Genomic DNA, 14,983 nt, shown 5'->3' on the forward strand with positions numbered 1-14,983 from the left:
CATTTTAATACGAGTCGTAACTATCCTCATCCTCATCGCTATCTTCATAGTTGTAGTCGTTTTCGTCGTAGTTATAGTCATAGCTATCGCTACTATCCTCATCCTCATCGTTAAATTCAGAGTAGTCTTCTTCTACCTCTTCGTAGTCAAAATCATCACTCATTTTTCTCTCCTTAAATTTTATCTTTGATATTTTCGATATACAAGCTTTGGCTTGGGAATGCAAAATTTAGACCATTTTGCTTTAAAATATCCATAATTTTTAGCATTACATCTTGTTTTACGTCTAAAAAATCGCCCCAAACGATAGTTTTTGCAAAGCAATAAACTAGGATATTTATCGAGCTATCAGCAAAGTCATCAACCACGACAAATAAATTTGACTTATATCCAGCGTAGTCATCAACTGAGACTATGTTTTGTCTATATTTTAGTCCTCTTTTATTAGCCGCGATATCTTCGCTTTTAGCGATATCTGGGTGATTTATCAGCATATTTTTGATGTCATTTACACATTTTTTGATCTCTTCTGTAGTTGGTCCATACTCGATGCCAATAACCATTCTTATGCGTCTGCCGACCTTTCTTCTGCTCCAGTTTCTAACAGGATCGCTCGCTAGCTTTGAGTTTGGCACGAAGATAAGGGCATTATCAAAGCTTCTAACAGTTGTTTTTCTAAATCCTATCTCAACGACTGTGCCCTCGATATCACCACAAACTATCCAGTCGCCTTGTGAAAATGAGTTGTCAAAGAGCATCATAACAGATGCAAAGAAGTTTGCGATGATGTCTTTAGCAGCGAAGGCAACGGCAAGACCACCGATACCAAGTGAGGCGATGAGTGCTGAGATATCAAAGCCAAGCTTTTGAAGGATCAGTAAAAGTGTGATGATCAGCACGATCACGTAGATCACTTTTAGTGCTAGGTTTATCACCTCTTTACGCTTGCTTTTTTGCGCGATCTTGTCGAGTATAGCGATGCCGTAGCCATTTAGTATGGTTAGGACAAGCCATGAAAATGCGACTATATATATGATAGAAAAGATATTTGCTACCGTTAGAGGCACTGGCACTGGATAAAATCCAATGCCGATACAGATGTTTAGCGCATAGATGATAAGAAGTGCTGAGATCGGCTTTTTGATGATATCAACGATCTGATTTTTAGCCTCTTTGACCCCTTCGCCTGAAGCGACGAGTGACATCACCCAGTAGGTGAGCTTGGCTAAAATTCTAGTTAGCGAGACGAAAAATAAAAATATCGCAACGATAACAACGATCTTGCCGATGTTAAATTTGCTTGAATTTATGGCTGTTGTTTTGTTTATATACTCGACTGCATCGACTAAATTTAGCTCAGACAAGAGCATGCTCGAGCTTAGAAGATCGGCGTTATTTTTAAGATAGATTAAAATTTCTTCTTCACTCTCTTTTTTCAGCTCAAGGTCAAAAAAGGCGCTGTCGTAAGAGCCTGAAGTGTCATTTAGTGAGTCTTTTAGATCTTTTATACTTACATAAGAATTTGTCTGTAAATTTAAAAGTCCATTATCTATCACTTCTTTTATAGAATTTGCCTTAGCGCCCTTTTTAAAGATCTCTTCAAGGCTAATAAGCGCTGAGTAGTAAGCGTAATCAACCTTCATCTTCTCAAGCTCGATAGCACTTTGGATGTAGGCATCCTTGTTTGACTGCTTCTCAAGTCTTGCGACCTTTTTTTCTAGTGCCTCTTTTTGCAGGTTGTATTTATTGATATCGCTTTGTGTAACTTCGATCTGCATAACATAGGTCGGAATTTTCTCTAAAAGAGCGTTCTTTTTATTTTGAAGAGTGATCAAATTTGAGTTATCGATCTTTGAAGCGTTTAGGTCTTTTTGCTGAGATTTTATGATGTTTATCTGGCTGTTTAGGGTTTGAATTTGATTTGTTATGCTGATGATATCGTCTTCTTGCGTTACGTTGTTGTCAGCGCCAAAAAGAGTTATGAAAGAAAGCAGGATGATGGTTAGAAATTTACGCATTTTCGCCTCTTTTGTCCGCTAGAAGTTTAAACGTGCCCTCTTTTAAATCGTAGCTAAAAATTTCGCCAGTTTCTATGATGTAGTGCCAGCCATAAATTTGAAGCTTACCACTTTCATACTCCTCTTTTACATTTGGATATGTCATTATGTTTTCGATCGAATTTATCACGTTTAGCCTCTCGGTTAGCCATGCCATTTTGGCTGGATCATCACTTGTAAATTTAAGCACTTCTCGCTTGATAGGCTCTATTAGCCTGATCCAGTTTCTAACGTTTGGAGTATTTTTTAGCTTCTTTTCATCAACATAAAGCGCCGCGCATCCACCACAGTCAGAGTGTCCGCAAATGATGATGTTTTTGATGTTTAAAACTTCAAGCGCATACTCGATCGCCGAAGTGGTCGCCAAAAATTCTTCACTCACTCTATATGGTGGCACGATGTTTGCGATATTTCGCACCATAAAAAGCTCACCTGGCAGGCAGTTTGTTATCAAATTTGGCACGACCCTTGAATCCACGCATGATATGAAAAGCGTGTGCGGATCTTGCTTGTGTTGCAGACTTTTAAAGAGCTCTTCATGCTCCAAAAAACCATCTTCCATAAATTTTACTGCACCTTCAAGTATTGAATCATCCATAAAATTTATCTCCATTTTTTATATTTTTATCGCGATTATAGCAACTTTTATTTAATCAAAAAAATGCTCTCTAAAACGAACTTTAAACTAATATTTTTTATTAAACTTCTTTTTATATATTGTTTAATTATTTTAGGCTAAACTCACCGCAAAAATTTATAAGGAGAAAAAATGAGTTTGTATGATAGAAACTACGCTAAGCAAAATCAAGAAGAGCTTGCGTATTCTCAAAGCTCACTAAGCACTTTTATAAAACAGACTTATCAACTTTTTGCAGCATCACTACTTTCAGCTACTGCTGGCGCTTATGTAGGCATTAGTATCGCTGGCGTTTTTGCGGCAAATAGATTTTTGTTTTGGGGACTTGTGATACTTGAGTTTGTATTGCTTTTTGGTCTAATGGCGGCTAAACGTAAAGAGGGATTAAATTTAATACTTCTTTTTGCATTTACATTTGTAAGTGGTCTTACGCTAACTCCGCTACTTTCAGCGATCCTTGCTATGCCAAGTGGTGCTAGCATCGTGGCTCAAGCGTTTGGCTTGACGACAGTTGCATTTGGTGCATTAAGCGTCTTTGCGATGAATACAAAACGCGACTTTACAACGATGGGCAAGATGCTATTTATAACTTTGATAGTTATCGTTGTGGCAGCGATCATCAACATTTTCGTTAAAAGCACGATGTTTCAACTTGTAATCGCAAGTATTTCATCGATCTTATTTAGTGCTTACATACTTTTTGATACACAAAATATCATTCGTGGCAACTACGAGACACCAGTTGAAGGTGCAGTTGCTTTGTATCTTGATTTTGTAAATTTATTTACATCATTACTACAAATTTTAGGTATTTTTAATAGAAATGACTAATGACGAGCGCATCTACCGAGTGATAGATGCGAATCTAAATAGGCTAAAAGAAGGGCTTCGCGTCGTTGAAGATATAAAAAGATATGTCTTTGACGATGCTAAGCTCGCCTATAAGATAAAGTCCCTCCGCCACAAGGCAAAGATCCCACAAAAAGAATTTTTAAAATTTAGAAATTCACAAAACGACGTTTTAAAAACCAGCACAAAAAGCGAGCAAGAAAGATCAAATTTAGATGAGATCATCACTGCAAATTTCAAGCGTGCTCAGGAGAGTGCCCGCGTGCTTGAAGAGTGCTTTAAGCTTATAAATTTAGAGCGAGCCGAGCTTTTTAAAAGCATAAGATACGAGCTTTATGAGCTTGAAAAAGAACTTTAACTAAAAATTTAAATCTTTTCTTGTATAATCGCAAACTATTTAAAAAATTTAAAGGAAATTTCGTGAGTTTAATATTTTTAATCTTACAATTTGTTCTAGCTGTCGTTATCACGATCGCAGTTTTACTCCAAAAGAGCTCATCTATCGGTCTTGGAGCATACAGTGGAAGTAACGAGAGCCTTTTTGGAGCAAAAGGACCAGCTGGATTTTTAGCTAAATTTACCTTTGTGGTAGGCGTTTTGTTTATCCTAAACACACTTGCGCTTGGATATTTTTACAACAAAGATCTAAAACGCTCTATCGTTGATAGCGTGGATAGCAAATCTCTAGTCATACCAAAATCAAACGACGTGCCAGCAGCTCCTAGCGCACCACAAAATCCAGCAAAATAACAATGATAAAAACGTTTTTAGCGTCACTTTTGACGCTAACGTTTGCTTTGGCAGACGCTCACATTCTAGTTTATCACCGCTTTGATGAGCCAAGGCACGCTAGCACGGATATTTCTATTCAAAATTTAAGAGCTCAGTTTGAATACTTCAAAAATAATGGCTACAAAGTTGTCAAGCTATCAAGGCTTGTCGATGCGGTAAATGCTGGCGAACCGATCCCTGATAACTGGATCGTTATCACCGTTGATGATGGATACAAAAGCTTTTACAATAACGCTCTTGAGCTTTTTAAAGAGTATAACTACCCATTTGCTTTGATGGTCTATGTAGAGGCAAGCGCGAACAAATATGGTGATTATCTAGACTTTGATCAGATCAAAGAGCTAGAAGCTTACGGAGAGATCGGCTATCACTCATACGCTCATCCAAGGATGACTAAACTTAGCGATGAGGCCTTAAGAGAGGACTTTCAAAAGGGCGTTGAGACCTTTGAAAAGCACATGGGTTATAAGCCTAAATACTTCGCAGTGCCTTATGGTGAGATCGATAGTAGGGTCGTCTCTTTGGCAAAAGAATTTGGCTTTTTGGCACTTTTAAATCAAAACTCAGGCGCAGTTTCAGATAAAAGCGACGTTTATGATCTTTACAGAACGCCAGTGATGAATGGCACAAAGATAGCGCTAACTTTTAACAGCAAATTTTTAAATGCCCAGTGGATATTTCCAGAGGGCTATCCGCAAAACAATGCGATCGACAAGCTCATCATCAAGACCGACACTAACGCAAGTGAGGGCAGTTTTTTCATGACTGGCTTTGACGGCTTTAGAAAAGTACCTATGACAAATGGCGTTTTTGAGTGTAAATTTAACCCACCACTCGATAAACGCAAGGTTTTAATATCACTAAAAGTAGATCATCAACGAAGCACAAAACTTCTAATAAAGGACATCAATGCTAAATAAAATTTACGAAACACAAAAAGAGGGCTGCGAAAAGGCGATCGCTTCATTAAAGCGCGATTTTACGACGCTTAGAACCGGCAAGGTAAATATCAGCATCGTGGATAACGTTATGGTTGATTATTACGGCTCGCCAACTCCGCTTAATCAAGTAGCCACCGTGCTTACAAGCGACGCTTCGACTATCGCTATCACGCCTTGGGAAAAGAGCATGATAAAAGCGATCTCATCAGCTATCCAAGCTGCAAATATCGGCGTCAATCCAAACAGCGACGGCGAGAGCGTTAAGCTATTTTTCCCACCGATGACCGTCGAGCAACGCCAGGAAAATGCAAAACACGCAAAAGCTATGGGCGAAAAGGCAAAAGTTAGTATAAGAAACGTGAGAAAAGACGCAAACGACGAGGTCAAAAAGCTTGAAAAAGACAAGGCTATAACTGAAGACGAGAGCAAAAAGGGACAAGATGAGGTTCAAAAGATAACTGACACCTACACCACAAAGATCGACACTCTCGTAAAAGAGAAAGAAGCCGAGCTTTTAAAAGTATAAATTTCACTTAGAAATTTGCCCCCTTTGCAAATTTCTAAACCCCCGTTTTAGCCACGCAATGTGGCTAAATTTCATCCTTTAAAGGACGACCTTGCATATCATCACCGAGCTAAAAGCCGCATTTGCTGACAAAAAAATTTTGCTTCTTACCATTTTGGCTTTTTCTCTAGCTACCATTTTTCTTAGCCCCAGCCAGATAGTGGATGAGTATAGAGGTTTTTGGCTGCTTGAGCCACTGCTTTTGGTCGCTATCTACCTAAATAAAAGGCAAATTTTACTCCCTTTATATTTTTTGATATTTGGCGCAACACTTTACTTTTTTGGCATTAAGCTAAGTGGTCATACCAGCGATCTTGTCGCACTTTATCTCATGGCTTTTGTGCTTTTATTATCTTTAAATTTCGCCAAAGATAATGAGAAATTTATAAGCCAGAGCCTAGCAAGACTATTAAATTTACTCATCTCATTTGCCCTTTTTCACCTATTTTTTCTTGGCATTGTGGCTGTTTTCGCAGGGCTTAACTACCTCTTTGACTGGGAGCTTTTAACCAGCCACAGGACGCAGAGGCTCTATTTGACACTGGCCTCTTTTGGTCTGCCATGTTTGTTTCTCTTTTTTGAGAGTAAATTTAGCGAGTATAGGCTCTTAAATTTCATCAAGATCGCCATAAATTTCATACTAAATCCACTGCTCTTCATCTATGTGGCGCTACTAAATTTATACTGCATTTATAGGCTTGTTTTGCTTGAGCTACCACGCGGTGGAGTGGCCTACATCGTGCTTGCCTGCTTGATCGCTGGCTTTGTTTTAAGAGGGCTAAATTTACTCATCAAAAGCAAAATTTATGATCAAATTTTTAAGCTCTTGCCACTTTTTGTCATCTTGCCTAGCGTTTTGCTTTGGTGGGGCGTCATGCACAGGGTCGGTGAATACGGCCTAAGCGAGCCTAGGATATATCTCATCGCCTGCGTGATATTTGCAAATTTGAGCTATTTTGTGATGATATTTTTTAGGGATTTCCCTTATAAATTTCTAGCATTTTTGATGGTATTTGGCATTTTTTTCACCCATTTTGTCCTTGATACGAAGCTGCTTACCATAAATTCTCAAAAAGAGCTTTTGCTAAGAGGGCTAAGGTCGCTAAATTTGCTTGGTAGCGATGGCACGCTAAGTGGTGATGTGAGCAAGATCGGCGAAGAGAAGCTTTATTTTTTGCAAGATAAATTTGACTATCTCGTAGAAAACGGCGATAAATTTGCACTAGAAAATAAAAAATTTATATCAAATTTAGAGAGTATCTCGGAGAAAAAGTGGCAGATATTTAGCATTAACTCAGGCAATATCGGCATAAACGTCAAAGAGGCGACCATAAAAAGCGTAGCCTCAAGCAGCACAAATGGCGATGATCTTGTTATACAGCTAGATAATTAAAGAGTTAGTATAGATATGCAAAAGCACCTAGAAAAGGCGCTTGCAAGTTTAAATTTAAAGCCAGACGGCGACTTTGGCGCTGAGGTATTTGAGCAGCTAAAAGAGCAGCTTTTGATCCTTGAAGTAGGCAAAAGGGTTTTTGTTCTGCGCTCTATGGAAATCGTGCAAGAAAACGGAGTTTATAAATTTTACGACGCAAGCGTGCTTTTTTATATGGAGGATGCGCAGCTAAAATAGCGAACCCTGCGTGAGTTTTGGCTTTATGACAAAGCTTTTTCTATGAAAGTCTGAGTGGCCAAATTTAGCTATCGCATCTAGGTGCGACTTCGTGCCATACCCTTTGTGCCCTGCAAAGCCGTATGCGGGATAAAATTTATCCCAGCCACTCATCAAGCGGTCACGGCTTACTTTTGCTAGGATGCTAGCTGCACTTACCCCAGCTACCTTGCCGTCAGCCTTTATCATCGTGGTGATGCCAACGCCGTAGTCTAAATTTCCATCGTAAATGATCTCAAAGCCCTCAAAATGCGCCTTGAAAAGCTTGAGCGCTCGCCTTAGGCACTCGCTTAGCCCAAGCTCGTCTATCTGGGCGTTTGAGAAGTAGACGATGAGAAAATTTGAGCTTTTTGTGATCTTGCAAAATAGCTCCTCGCGCCTTTTTGCGGTTAGTTTTTTGGAGTCGTTTAGGCCAGGAATTTCACTATTTAGTACGCAAGCAGCCACGCTTAGTGGTCCAGCTAACGCCCCACGTCCAGCCTCGTCGATACCGCAAATTTTAGCCATTACAGCCCGACTTCATCGCTAAAGTAAGGTCTTAGCTCCTCAAGTGGGACGCTGATTTGCTCCTCGTTTAAAAATGTAAGGCCAAGCGGCGAAAGCACGAAGTTGTCGCTCACGCCAGCGTTTGCAAGGATCGCTTTTAGGTGGCTGTCGTTTATATCTTTAAAAATTTGCTTTAGCTTTAGCTTTTTGTTTGTTGCAAGCGAGATCACCTCGCAGTTTGTTTTTTCGTTTTTATAGGTGCAAACGCTCTTGATCTTGTCGTTGATGTAGTAGATCTCTTTTAGGCTCTCAAACTGGTTGTTTGGCCATTTTTTGCGCTCGCTTTTTAGGTCGTAAAACTCTGCAAGAAGCTTGTTTTTGTATTTTTTGGCTGAGTCTTTAGCGAAGATGTCGTTAGTAATCGCTTCGTATCTTGTGCCGTTTGCCTCGGTCATTTGGATGCCGATATTTAGGCTCTCATACTCGTTTGCCACCCTTAAAGTGGCGTTGTAGGCTTTGTTTTTGACGATTATCTTGCCTTTTAGCTCGCCGTTTTCGTTTTTAACGTCTAAATTTATCTTGTCTGAGACAGCATTTAGTGACGAAATTTCACTGCCATTTTGCTCAAAAGAGCCCTTTTCATAGTCGTATTTAGCGCCGTCAAAAAAGATGTGGCCGCTTATTTTAGGCGGGACTTTAAAGCTCTTGCTTTGTTTGAAATTTTCAAATTCATCTTTAAAATAGTTCATATAAGCTTCAAATTTCACACCATTTGCATCGCCACTAAATTTGTAGAATTTGGCCCAGTTTTCGTGGTTTATCTCGTAGCCAAAAAGGCTTGCAGCGATGAATAAGATCCCAAAAAATGCTCTCATGTCCGTCCTTTATAGTTTTTTTGATTATAACTATTTTATCTCTAGGCTTTTAAAATGATAAACAAACAAAGAGTTTAAATTTATAAACCAAGGCTCCACCTAGAAAATGGCAAGATCTCGCACTTTATCCCCTCGATGCTTTGCTCGGCTTGGTTTGCGACGCTAATGATTTGAAGTTTGCTAACGCCCAGATCTTTTAGGCTTGTGTGGAGTTTTTTAAATTTCAAAAAGACGATCTCAGGCGCAGAAAAGGGCACGCAGATGATCGCTAGCTTCCTTTTAGTAAGGAAAAAATCGATCTCTTTTGTATAGTAAATTTCATCTTTAAATTTAAGCAGCTCGCAAAAAACGACATTTGCAAAGACGGCGAGGAAGTCCTTTTTTAGGCACAAAGCATTGCGAAGGGCGAAATTTGTAAAGTAAATTTTCTTACTAGTGCTGCTCTCATCTAAATTTGACACAAACTCAACATATCCGCTCTCATTTAGCCAGTTTATCGCGCTATAAACGCTATCTTTTGAAATTTTTATCTGCTCTTTTAGATTTTTGTAGATGGCGAAGGCGCTTATGGTGTCGTGGCATTTTGTCGCGCACTCTTTTAGGATAGCGATGCTTTGCTCGTTTAAATTTGCTCTTAAGAGCTGCTGCAAGTGAGCCGTGACCTCGCTGGAGTCCAAAAAGGCGCTTGCTATCTCGTTGCCATGAGCCAAAAAGTAGCTAAAAAGCAGGTCTTGGTCCAAATTTTTCTTAAAAAATAGTATAAATTCCTCGTAGTCGAGATAGTTTAAATTTATGCGTGCAAAGCTCTCAAGCGAGAGTGAAAATTCCTTGCTTGTAAGGATGATGTTTTCAAGTGTGAGCTCATTTAAAAAGTCTAAATTTATAAGATCAGCGCCTTGTAAATTTTCAACTGCGAGCACCTTTATCTGGGCATTTTTTTCTAAAAACTCTTTTAAATTTAGTAAAAGAGAGGCTCTATCTATCCTTAGATCGTCTAAATTTATATAAAGCCTCTCTTCGCTTTTATAGTGGCTCAAAAATTCATAAACAAGGGCTGTTTTGCCACTTGAAATAGCGCCAATGATAAGCGTCTTTGGCGAGATGATCTTATATTTTCTGGGGATAAATTTAGCATTTTTAATGGGTGCTTGATAGAGCGTTTCTAAACTTTTCAAATTTGACCTTTTTGACTTTTTGAAATTATAACCACTTCCTTTTAAAAAGGAAAATATCGCTTTAATTTTTAAAAAATAAACAAAATTTATAAATAAAAAATAAAATTTTAGACTAGAAATTTATAAAATTTTTGAAAAATAAATTCTTCATTTGCAAGATACTTTCCTTATCAAAAGGAAATAATTAATCAAAATTCAACAAAAAATAGCGTTTTTCTTGACAACTATAATAGCTTTTTTGTAAAATCGCAGTCTCTTTACGAAAGACCTATGTCTTGCTCGTATGATCGCTTGATCCTATGCGGGTTATTTTGATGTAAAGAGGTCGCGAGTTTGCGACAAGTTCTTTTTAAAGGAAAACACATGGAAAGAATCAGGTTAAAGCTAAAAGCTTACGACCATAGAGTTCTAGACCGCACTGTTGCAGCAATCGTAGAAGCTGTCAAACGAACAGGTGCCGACGTTCGTGGCCCGGTACCAATGCCTACAAAGATCAAACGCTATACAGTCTTAAAATCTCCACACATCAACAAAGACTCACGTGAGCAGTTTGAGATGAGAATACACGCTCGTATGCTTGACATCGTAGCTGCTACTCCAGAAACTGTAGATAGCCTAACAAAACTCGACCTAGCTCCAGAAGTTAATGTCGAAGTTCGTGCGATGAAATAAGCGGACAAAAGGATAAGAGTATGGAATATATTGTAGAAAAAATAGGCATGAGTAGAACGATTGCCACGAAGAGTACGCCAGTTACACTACTTAAGCTAGTTGAGGCTAAAGTATGTGAGATCGACGAAAACAAACGTGCTATCGTAGCGTATGCCCACACTAAAGCAAACAACAAAGCTATCGCTGGTCAGCAAAAGAAATACAATCTGACTGCAGAATTTAACAAATTTGCTACGCTTGAAGTAGCTAATAGCGAAGTTGGAAACCTAGACTTTACACCATTAAATGAGGCTAAAATTTTAAAAGTTAGCTTTAACTCAAAAGGTAGAGGCTACCAAGGTGTGGTAAAAAGACATGGTTTCGGTGGTGGTCCAAAAAGCCACGGCTCACGTTTCCACAGACGCCACGGATCAATTGGTAACTGCGAATGGCCAGGTCGTGTTCAACCAGGTATGAAAATGGCAGGACACATGGGCAATGAGAAAGTTACTGTTAAAAACGAGCTAATAAGCTTTGACGCTCAAAATGGCATCGTAGTTGTAAAAGGTTGCGTTCCTGGTCACAATGGTGCAATGGGTAAAATAAGGATTGTAAAATGAGTAAAATTCACGTATTAAACGATAAATTTGAAAATTCAGGCGAGTTAGAGCTTCCTGCAAGCTACGCTGAAGTAAATCCGCACAACCTATATCTTTATGTAAAATCTTACCTTGCTGGTATAAGAGCAAATTCGGCTCATACTAAAAGCCGTGCTTTTGTAAGCGGTGGTGGTAAAAAACCATGGAGACAAAAAGGACGTGGTGGTGCAAGAGCAGGTTCAACTAGAACTAACGTTTGGGTAGGCGGTGCAGTTGCATTTGGTCCAACAAACGAGAAAAACTATTTTCAAAAAGTCAATAAAAAACAAAAAAGACTAGCTCTTGAGTACGCTTTGGCAGCAAAAGCACAAGATGGTAAAATTTTCGCAGTAGATAGCATCTCAATCGAGTCTGGAAAGACAAAAGATGCAGCTAATATCATCAAAAATTTAAAAGTAAAAGACGCGCTTATCGTTAAAGATTTACTAGACGATAAAACACTACTTGCTTTTAGAAATTTAGCAAACTGCTATGTAGTAGATGCAAATGAGGTAAATGCTTATCTTGTCTCTACATTTAGTTCGGTTATTATTGAAAAAGCTGCACTAAAAACTATAACAAAAGAGGGCTAAAATGGCGGATATAACTGATATCAAAACAATTATTTATACAGAAAAAACTCTAGGCCTTCAAGAACAAGGCGTTGTTGTTATCCAAACTTCACCAAGAGTTACAAAAAACAGCTTAAAAGCGGTTTTGCAAGAGTATTTTGGAGTAACACCTGTTCGCGTAAATTCACTTAGAATTAGCGGCAAGGTTAAGCGTTTTAGAGGAAGAGCAGGCCAACGTGACGAGATAAAGAAATTCTACGTTAAGTTACCTGAAGGCGTAAGCCTAGAAAATACGGAGGCGTAAGATGGCTATAAAATCATATAAACCATATACACCTAGTCGTAGATATATGACTGGACTAAGCTCTGAAGATATAACAGCTAAACCAAGCGTTAGAAGCTTGCTTGTTAAACTACCTGCATCTGGCGGTAGAAATAACAATGGTCGTATAACTTCAAGACACAAAGAAGCAGGTGCAAAAAAACTTTATCGTATCATAGACTTCAAACGTCGCAAATTTGGTATAGAAGGTAAAGTTGAAGCGATCGAGTACGATCCAAACAGAAACTGCCGTATCGCCCTTATAGCTTACAAAGATGGCGAAAAGCGCTACATCATTAGACCAAACGGCCTAAATGTTGGCGACGTTATCGCATCTATTGATGAGGGCTCACTAGACATTAAACCAGGCAACGCTATGAAATTAAGATTTATCCCAGTTGGTACTATCGTTCATAACGTTGAGCTAAAACCTGGTAAAGGCGCTCAGATAGCTCGTTCAGCTGGTGGTTATGCTCAGCTAATGGGCAAAGAAGAGAAGTACGTTATCTTAAGAATGCCAAGTGGCGAGATGAGACAAGTACTAGCTGAGTGTATGGCAAGTATCGGTGTAGTAGGCAACGAAGACTGGGCCAACATCACTATCGGTAAAGCTGGACGTAATCGCTACCGCGGTATCCGCCCACAAACACGTGGTTCTGCTATGAACCCAGTTGATCACCCACACGGTGGTGGTGAAGGTAAGAAAAATTCAGGCCGTCACCCAGTTACTCCATGGGGTAAACCAACTAAAGGTGCTAAGACTCGCCGTAAAAAAGCTAGCGATAAGCTTATAATTTCAAGAAGGAAAGGAAAATAGAGATGGCAAGATCACTCAAAAAAGGTCCTTTCGTAGATGATCATGTAATGAAAAAAGTTATTGCCGCAAAAAATGCAAACGATAACAAACCAATCAAGACTTGGTCAAGACGTAGCACGATTGTACCTGAAATGATTGGACTAACATTTAACGTTCATAATGGCAAGAGCTTTATTCCTGTATATGTTACAGAAAATCATATAGGCTATAAACTTGGCGAATTTGCTCCAACACGCACATTTAAGGGTCACAAAGGCTCAGTGCAAAAGAAAATCGGCAAGTAAGGGGAGATGATATGAGTAGAGCAATTATAAAATTCGTAAGACTTTCTCCTACAAAAGCAAGACTTATAGCAAGAGAAGTTCAAGGCATGAATGCCGAGCTAGCACTTGCAAGCTTGCAATTTATGCCAAATCGTGGTGCTAAATTTATAGCAAACGCTATTAGTTCAGCAGTAGCAAATGGCGGATTTGAACCAGAAGAGGTTGTAGTAACTAGTTGCCGCGTTGATGCTGGTCCTGTATTAAAGAGATTTAGACCAAGAGCAAGAGGAACAGCGAGCAAAATTCGCAAACCTACTTCTCATGTAATGGTAGAAGTATCTAAACCTGAAAAGAAGGAAGCATAATATGGGACAAAAAGTAAATCCAATAGGTCTTAGACTAGGAATTAATCGCAACTGGGAATCTAGATGGTTTCCAACCAAACAAAGTCTTCCTGAAAATATCGGTGAAGATTACAAAATTCGTGCATTTTTAAAGAAAAAACTTTACTATGCAGGAATTAGCCAAATTCTAATCGAAAGAACGGCTAAAAAACTTCGTGTAACCGTAGTTGCAGCTCGTCCTGGTATCATCATCGGCAAAAAAGGTCAAGATGTTGAAAACCTAAAGAACGAAGTTAGCAAACTTATCGGTAAAGAAGTAAATGTAAATATCAAAGAAGAAAGAAAAGCTCAAGCTTCAGCTCAACTTGCTGCTGAAAACGTAGCTATGCAACTTGAAAAGCGTGTCGCATTTAGACGTGCTATGAAAAAAGTTATCCAAGGTGCTCAAAAATCAGGCGCTAAAGGTATCAAAATTTCAGTTGCTGGTCGTTTAGGTGGCGCTGAGATGGCAAGAACCGAGTGGTATCTAGAAGGTCGCGTTCCGCTTCATACTCTTAGAGCAAAGATAGATTACGGTGTAGCTGAGGCTCATACGACTTATGGAAACATAGGTATTAAAGTATGGATTTTTAAAGGTGAGGTTCTTCAAAAAGGTGTTCAACCTGAGAAAACTGAAGAAGAGGCACCTAAGAAAACACGTAGAGCAAGAAGAGGTAAATAATTATGTTGATGCCTAAAAGAACGAAATTTCGTAAGCAAATGAAAGGTCGCAACCGTGGTTATGCGACTCGCGGAGCATCTTTAGCAACTGGCGAATTTGCACTTAAAGCTGTTGAGGCTGGTAGAGTAAATTCACGCCAAATAGAAGCTGCTCGTCAAGCTCTAACTCGTCACGTAAAGAGACAGGCTAAAATTTGGATTAGGGTTTTCCCTGACAAGCCACTTACTAAAAAACCTCTACAAACTCGTATGGGTAAAGGTAAGGCTGGAGTTGAAGAGTGGGTTATGAACATCAAACCTGGTCGTATAATATTTGAAATGGCTGGTGTTGACGAAGAGTTGGCTCGTGAAGCTTTAACTTTGGCTCTACACAAACTTCCATTCAAATCAAAATTTGTAACGCGAGAGAGTGAAAATGAAATATACTGAGTTAAAAGATAAGAGCGTTGCAGAATTAAACGCGTTGCTAAAAGAGAAAAAGGTGCTTTTATTTACATTGAGACAAAAGCTAAAAACTATGCAGTTAAGCAACCCTAATGAGATTAGTGCTGTTCGCAAAGAGATAGCTCAGATCAACACTGCAATTAGTGCAACAAGACAAGGGGCGTAA

At 39.1% G+C, this 14,983-nt stretch carries 23 protein-coding genes; 17 read left to right on the forward strand and 6 right to left on the reverse strand.

Annotated elements, in window-relative coordinates; all coding sequences use genetic code 11:
• Window positions 1-4: 4 nt before the first annotated feature.
• The 3 genes from CYP26_RS10315 to CYP26_RS09030 are packed head-to-tail and all read right to left on the reverse strand — an operon-like array spanning window position 5 to window position 2,655.
• Complete coding sequence (locus tag CYP26_RS10315; protein WP_002941615.1) at window positions 5-163, reverse strand: hypothetical protein; 159 nt, start codon at window positions 161-163, stop codon at window positions 5-7.
• A 10-nt stretch (window positions 164-173) separates the two neighbouring features.
• Window positions 174-2,018: a mechanosensitive ion channel domain-containing protein gene (locus CYP26_RS09025; RefSeq protein ID WP_103631163.1), complete on the reverse strand. Its 1,845-nt coding sequence runs from the start codon at window positions 2,016-2,018 to the stop codon at window positions 174-176.
• Complete coding sequence (locus CYP26_RS09030; protein WP_021086289.1) at window positions 2,011-2,655, reverse strand: carbonic anhydrase; 645 nt, start codon at window positions 2,653-2,655, stop codon at window positions 2,011-2,013. Before CYP26_RS09030 ends, CYP26_RS09025 begins: the two co-directional genes overlap by 8 nt.
• A 171-nt stretch (window positions 2,656-2,826) precedes the next feature.
• On the opposite strand from CYP26_RS09030, the gene CYP26_RS09035 reads away from it, so the two are divergent.
• The 7 genes from CYP26_RS09035 to CYP26_RS10555 all read left to right on the forward strand — a co-directional run bounded on the left by CYP26_RS09035 (window position 2,827) and on the right by CYP26_RS10555 (window position 7,471).
• Entirely contained in the window at window positions 2,827-3,525 is a 699-nt protein-coding gene (locus CYP26_RS09035) for a Bax inhibitor-1/YccA family protein (protein ID WP_002941542.1), read from the forward strand.
• Window positions 3,518-3,901, forward strand: coding sequence for a hypothetical protein (locus CYP26_RS09040; RefSeq protein WP_002941503.1), 384 nt, complete (start codon window positions 3,518-3,520; stop codon window positions 3,899-3,901). The genes CYP26_RS09035 and CYP26_RS09040 overlap by 8 nt, the downstream gene beginning before the upstream one ends.
• 62 nt (window positions 3,902-3,963) lie before the next feature.
• Window positions 3,964-4,293: a preprotein translocase subunit SecG gene (gene secG / locus CYP26_RS09045; protein WP_002941549.1), complete on the forward strand. Its 330-nt coding sequence runs from the start codon at window positions 3,964-3,966 to the stop codon at window positions 4,291-4,293.
• Window positions 4,294-4,295: 2 nt separating this feature from the next.
• Window positions 4,296-5,255: a polysaccharide deacetylase family protein gene (locus CYP26_RS09050; RefSeq protein ID WP_103631164.1), complete on the forward strand. Its 960-nt coding sequence runs from the start codon at window positions 4,296-4,298 to the stop codon at window positions 5,253-5,255.
• Window positions 5,245-5,802, forward strand: a complete 558-nt coding sequence (frr, locus tag CYP26_RS09055; protein WP_103631165.1) for a ribosome recycling factor — start codon at window positions 5,245-5,247, stop codon at window positions 5,800-5,802. Before CYP26_RS09050 ends, frr begins: the two co-directional genes overlap by 11 nt.
• 91 nt (window positions 5,803-5,893) lie before the next feature.
• Window positions 5,894-7,234: a DUF4153 domain-containing protein gene (locus tag CYP26_RS09060; RefSeq protein WP_258031471.1), complete on the forward strand. Its 1,341-nt coding sequence runs from the start codon at window positions 5,894-5,896 to the stop codon at window positions 7,232-7,234.
• A gap of 15 nt (window positions 7,235-7,249) precedes the next feature.
• Entirely contained in the window at window positions 7,250-7,471 is a 222-nt protein-coding gene (locus CYP26_RS10555) for a hypothetical protein (protein WP_258031472.1), read from the forward strand.
• Here CYP26_RS10555 and CYP26_RS09065 read toward each other — a convergent pair.
• The 3 genes from CYP26_RS09065 to CYP26_RS09075 form a co-directional block, all read right to left on the reverse strand.
• Window positions 7,463-8,017, reverse strand: a complete 555-nt coding sequence (locus CYP26_RS09065) for a ribonuclease HII (RefSeq protein WP_103631166.1) — start codon at window positions 8,015-8,017, stop codon at window positions 7,463-7,465. The genes CYP26_RS10555 and CYP26_RS09065 overlap by 9 nt on opposite strands.
• Window positions 8,017-8,871, reverse strand: a complete 855-nt coding sequence (locus CYP26_RS09070; protein WP_103631167.1) for an S-adenosylmethionine tRNA ribosyltransferase — start codon at window positions 8,869-8,871, stop codon at window positions 8,017-8,019. The genes CYP26_RS09065 and CYP26_RS09070 overlap by 1 nt, the downstream gene beginning before the upstream one ends.
• Before the next feature lie 80 nt (window positions 8,872-8,951).
• Window positions 8,952-10,046 (reverse strand): ATP-binding protein, encoded by a 1,095-nt coding sequence (locus CYP26_RS09075; RefSeq protein ID WP_103631168.1) that lies wholly within the window; start codon window positions 10,044-10,046, stop codon window positions 8,952-8,954.
• 363 nt (window positions 10,047-10,409) lie between these two features.
• Here CYP26_RS09075 and rpsJ point away from each other — a divergent pair, with 363 nt between their 5' ends.
• The 10 genes from rpsJ to rpmC are packed head-to-tail and all read left to right on the forward strand — an operon-like array spanning window position 10,410 to window position 14,983.
• A complete protein-coding gene (rpsJ, locus tag CYP26_RS09080; RefSeq protein ID WP_009295257.1) occupies window positions 10,410-10,718 on the forward strand; it encodes a 30S ribosomal protein S10 in 309 nt (102 codons plus the stop codon).
• 20 nt (window positions 10,719-10,738) lie between these two features.
• Complete coding sequence (gene rplC, locus CYP26_RS09085; protein ID WP_002941563.1) at window positions 10,739-11,317, forward strand: 50S ribosomal protein L3; 579 nt, start codon at window positions 10,739-10,741, stop codon at window positions 11,315-11,317.
• Entirely contained in the window at window positions 11,314-11,928 is a 615-nt protein-coding gene (gene rplD / locus CYP26_RS09090; protein ID WP_002941609.1) for a 50S ribosomal protein L4, read from the forward strand. The genes rplC and rplD overlap by 4 nt, the downstream gene beginning before the upstream one ends.
• A gap of 1 nt (window position 11,929) precedes the next feature.
• Window positions 11,930-12,211 (forward strand): 50S ribosomal protein L23, encoded by a 282-nt coding sequence (locus CYP26_RS09095; RefSeq protein WP_002941535.1) that lies wholly within the window; start codon window positions 11,930-11,932, stop codon window positions 12,209-12,211.
• Window position 12,212: 1 nt separating this feature from the next.
• Window positions 12,213-13,046: a 50S ribosomal protein L2 gene (gene rplB, locus CYP26_RS09100; protein WP_103567076.1), complete on the forward strand. Its 834-nt coding sequence runs from the start codon at window positions 12,213-12,215 to the stop codon at window positions 13,044-13,046.
• Window positions 13,047-13,048: 2 nt separating this feature from the next.
• Complete coding sequence (gene rpsS, locus CYP26_RS09105; protein ID WP_002941639.1) at window positions 13,049-13,330, forward strand: 30S ribosomal protein S19; 282 nt, start codon at window positions 13,049-13,051, stop codon at window positions 13,328-13,330.
• Between the two features lie 11 nt (window positions 13,331-13,341).
• Window positions 13,342-13,674 carry a 50S ribosomal protein L22 gene (gene rplV, locus CYP26_RS09110; protein ID WP_002941544.1) on the forward strand — a complete coding sequence of 111 codons (333 nt, stop codon included), beginning with the start codon at window positions 13,342-13,344 and terminating at the stop codon, window positions 13,672-13,674.
• A 1-nt stretch (window position 13,675) separates the two neighbouring features.
• Window positions 13,676-14,374: a 30S ribosomal protein S3 gene (rpsC, locus tag CYP26_RS09115; RefSeq protein WP_002941650.1), complete on the forward strand. Its 699-nt coding sequence runs from the start codon at window positions 13,676-13,678 to the stop codon at window positions 14,372-14,374.
• Between the two features lie 2 nt (window positions 14,375-14,376).
• Window positions 14,377-14,802 carry a 50S ribosomal protein L16 gene (gene rplP / locus CYP26_RS09120; protein ID WP_002941572.1) on the forward strand — a complete coding sequence of 142 codons (426 nt, stop codon included), beginning with the start codon at window positions 14,377-14,379 and terminating at the stop codon, window positions 14,800-14,802.
• On the forward strand, window positions 14,789-14,983 hold the full coding sequence (gene rpmC / locus CYP26_RS09125) for a 50S ribosomal protein L29 (RefSeq protein WP_002941625.1): 195 nt from the start codon (window positions 14,789-14,791) through the stop codon (window positions 14,981-14,983). Before rplP ends, rpmC begins: the two co-directional genes overlap by 14 nt.

It is taken from the genome of Campylobacter concisus, assembly GCF_002913225.1.
Classification (GTDB): domain Bacteria; phylum Campylobacterota; class Campylobacteria; order Campylobacterales; family Campylobacteraceae; genus Campylobacter_A; species Campylobacter_A concisus_J.

Coding starts and splice junctions, on each gene's coding strand:
- CYP26_RS10315 (WP_002941615.1), bottom strand. CDS start 163: ATGAGTGATGATTTTGACTACGAAGAGGTAGAAGAAGACTACTCTGAA.
- CYP26_RS09025 (WP_103631163.1), bottom strand. CDS start 2,018: ATGCGTAAATTTCTAACCATCATCCTGCTTTCTTTCATAACTCTTTTT.
- CYP26_RS09030 (WP_021086289.1), bottom strand. CDS start 2,655: ATGGATGATTCAATACTTGAAGGTGCAGTAAAATTTATGGAAGATGGT.
- CYP26_RS09035 (WP_002941542.1), top strand. CDS start 2,827: ATGAGTTTGTATGATAGAAACTACGCTAAGCAAAATCAAGAAGAGCTT.
- CYP26_RS09040 (WP_002941503.1), top strand. CDS start 3,518: ATGACTAATGACGAGCGCATCTACCGAGTGATAGATGCGAATCTAAAT.
- CYP26_RS09050 (WP_103631164.1), top strand. CDS start 4,296: ATGATAAAAACGTTTTTAGCGTCACTTTTGACGCTAACGTTTGCTTTG.
- frr (WP_103631165.1), top strand. CDS start 5,245: ATGCTAAATAAAATTTACGAAACACAAAAAGAGGGCTGCGAAAAGGCG.
- CYP26_RS10555 (WP_258031472.1), top strand. CDS start 7,250: ATGCAAAAGCACCTAGAAAAGGCGCTTGCAAGTTTAAATTTAAAGCCA.
- CYP26_RS09065 (WP_103631166.1), bottom strand. CDS start 8,017: ATGGCTAAAATTTGCGGTATCGACGAGGCTGGACGTGGGGCGTTAGCT.
- CYP26_RS09070 (WP_103631167.1), bottom strand. CDS start 8,871: ATGAGAGCATTTTTTGGGATCTTATTCATCGCTGCAAGCCTTTTTGGC.
- rpsJ (WP_009295257.1), top strand. CDS start 10,410: ATGGAAAGAATCAGGTTAAAGCTAAAAGCTTACGACCATAGAGTTCTA.
- rplC (WP_002941563.1), top strand. CDS start 10,739: ATGGAATATATTGTAGAAAAAATAGGCATGAGTAGAACGATTGCCACG.
- rplD (WP_002941609.1), top strand. CDS start 11,314: ATGAGTAAAATTCACGTATTAAACGATAAATTTGAAAATTCAGGCGAG.
- CYP26_RS09095 (WP_002941535.1), top strand. CDS start 11,930: ATGGCGGATATAACTGATATCAAAACAATTATTTATACAGAAAAAACT.
- rplB (WP_103567076.1), top strand. CDS start 12,213: ATGGCTATAAAATCATATAAACCATATACACCTAGTCGTAGATATATG.
- rpsS (WP_002941639.1), top strand. CDS start 13,049: ATGGCAAGATCACTCAAAAAAGGTCCTTTCGTAGATGATCATGTAATG.
- rplV (WP_002941544.1), top strand. CDS start 13,342: ATGAGTAGAGCAATTATAAAATTCGTAAGACTTTCTCCTACAAAAGCA.
- rpsC (WP_002941650.1), top strand. CDS start 13,676: ATGGGACAAAAAGTAAATCCAATAGGTCTTAGACTAGGAATTAATCGC.
- rplP (WP_002941572.1), top strand. CDS start 14,377: ATGTTGATGCCTAAAAGAACGAAATTTCGTAAGCAAATGAAAGGTCGC.
- rpmC (WP_002941625.1), top strand. CDS start 14,789: ATGAAATATACTGAGTTAAAAGATAAGAGCGTTGCAGAATTAAACGCG.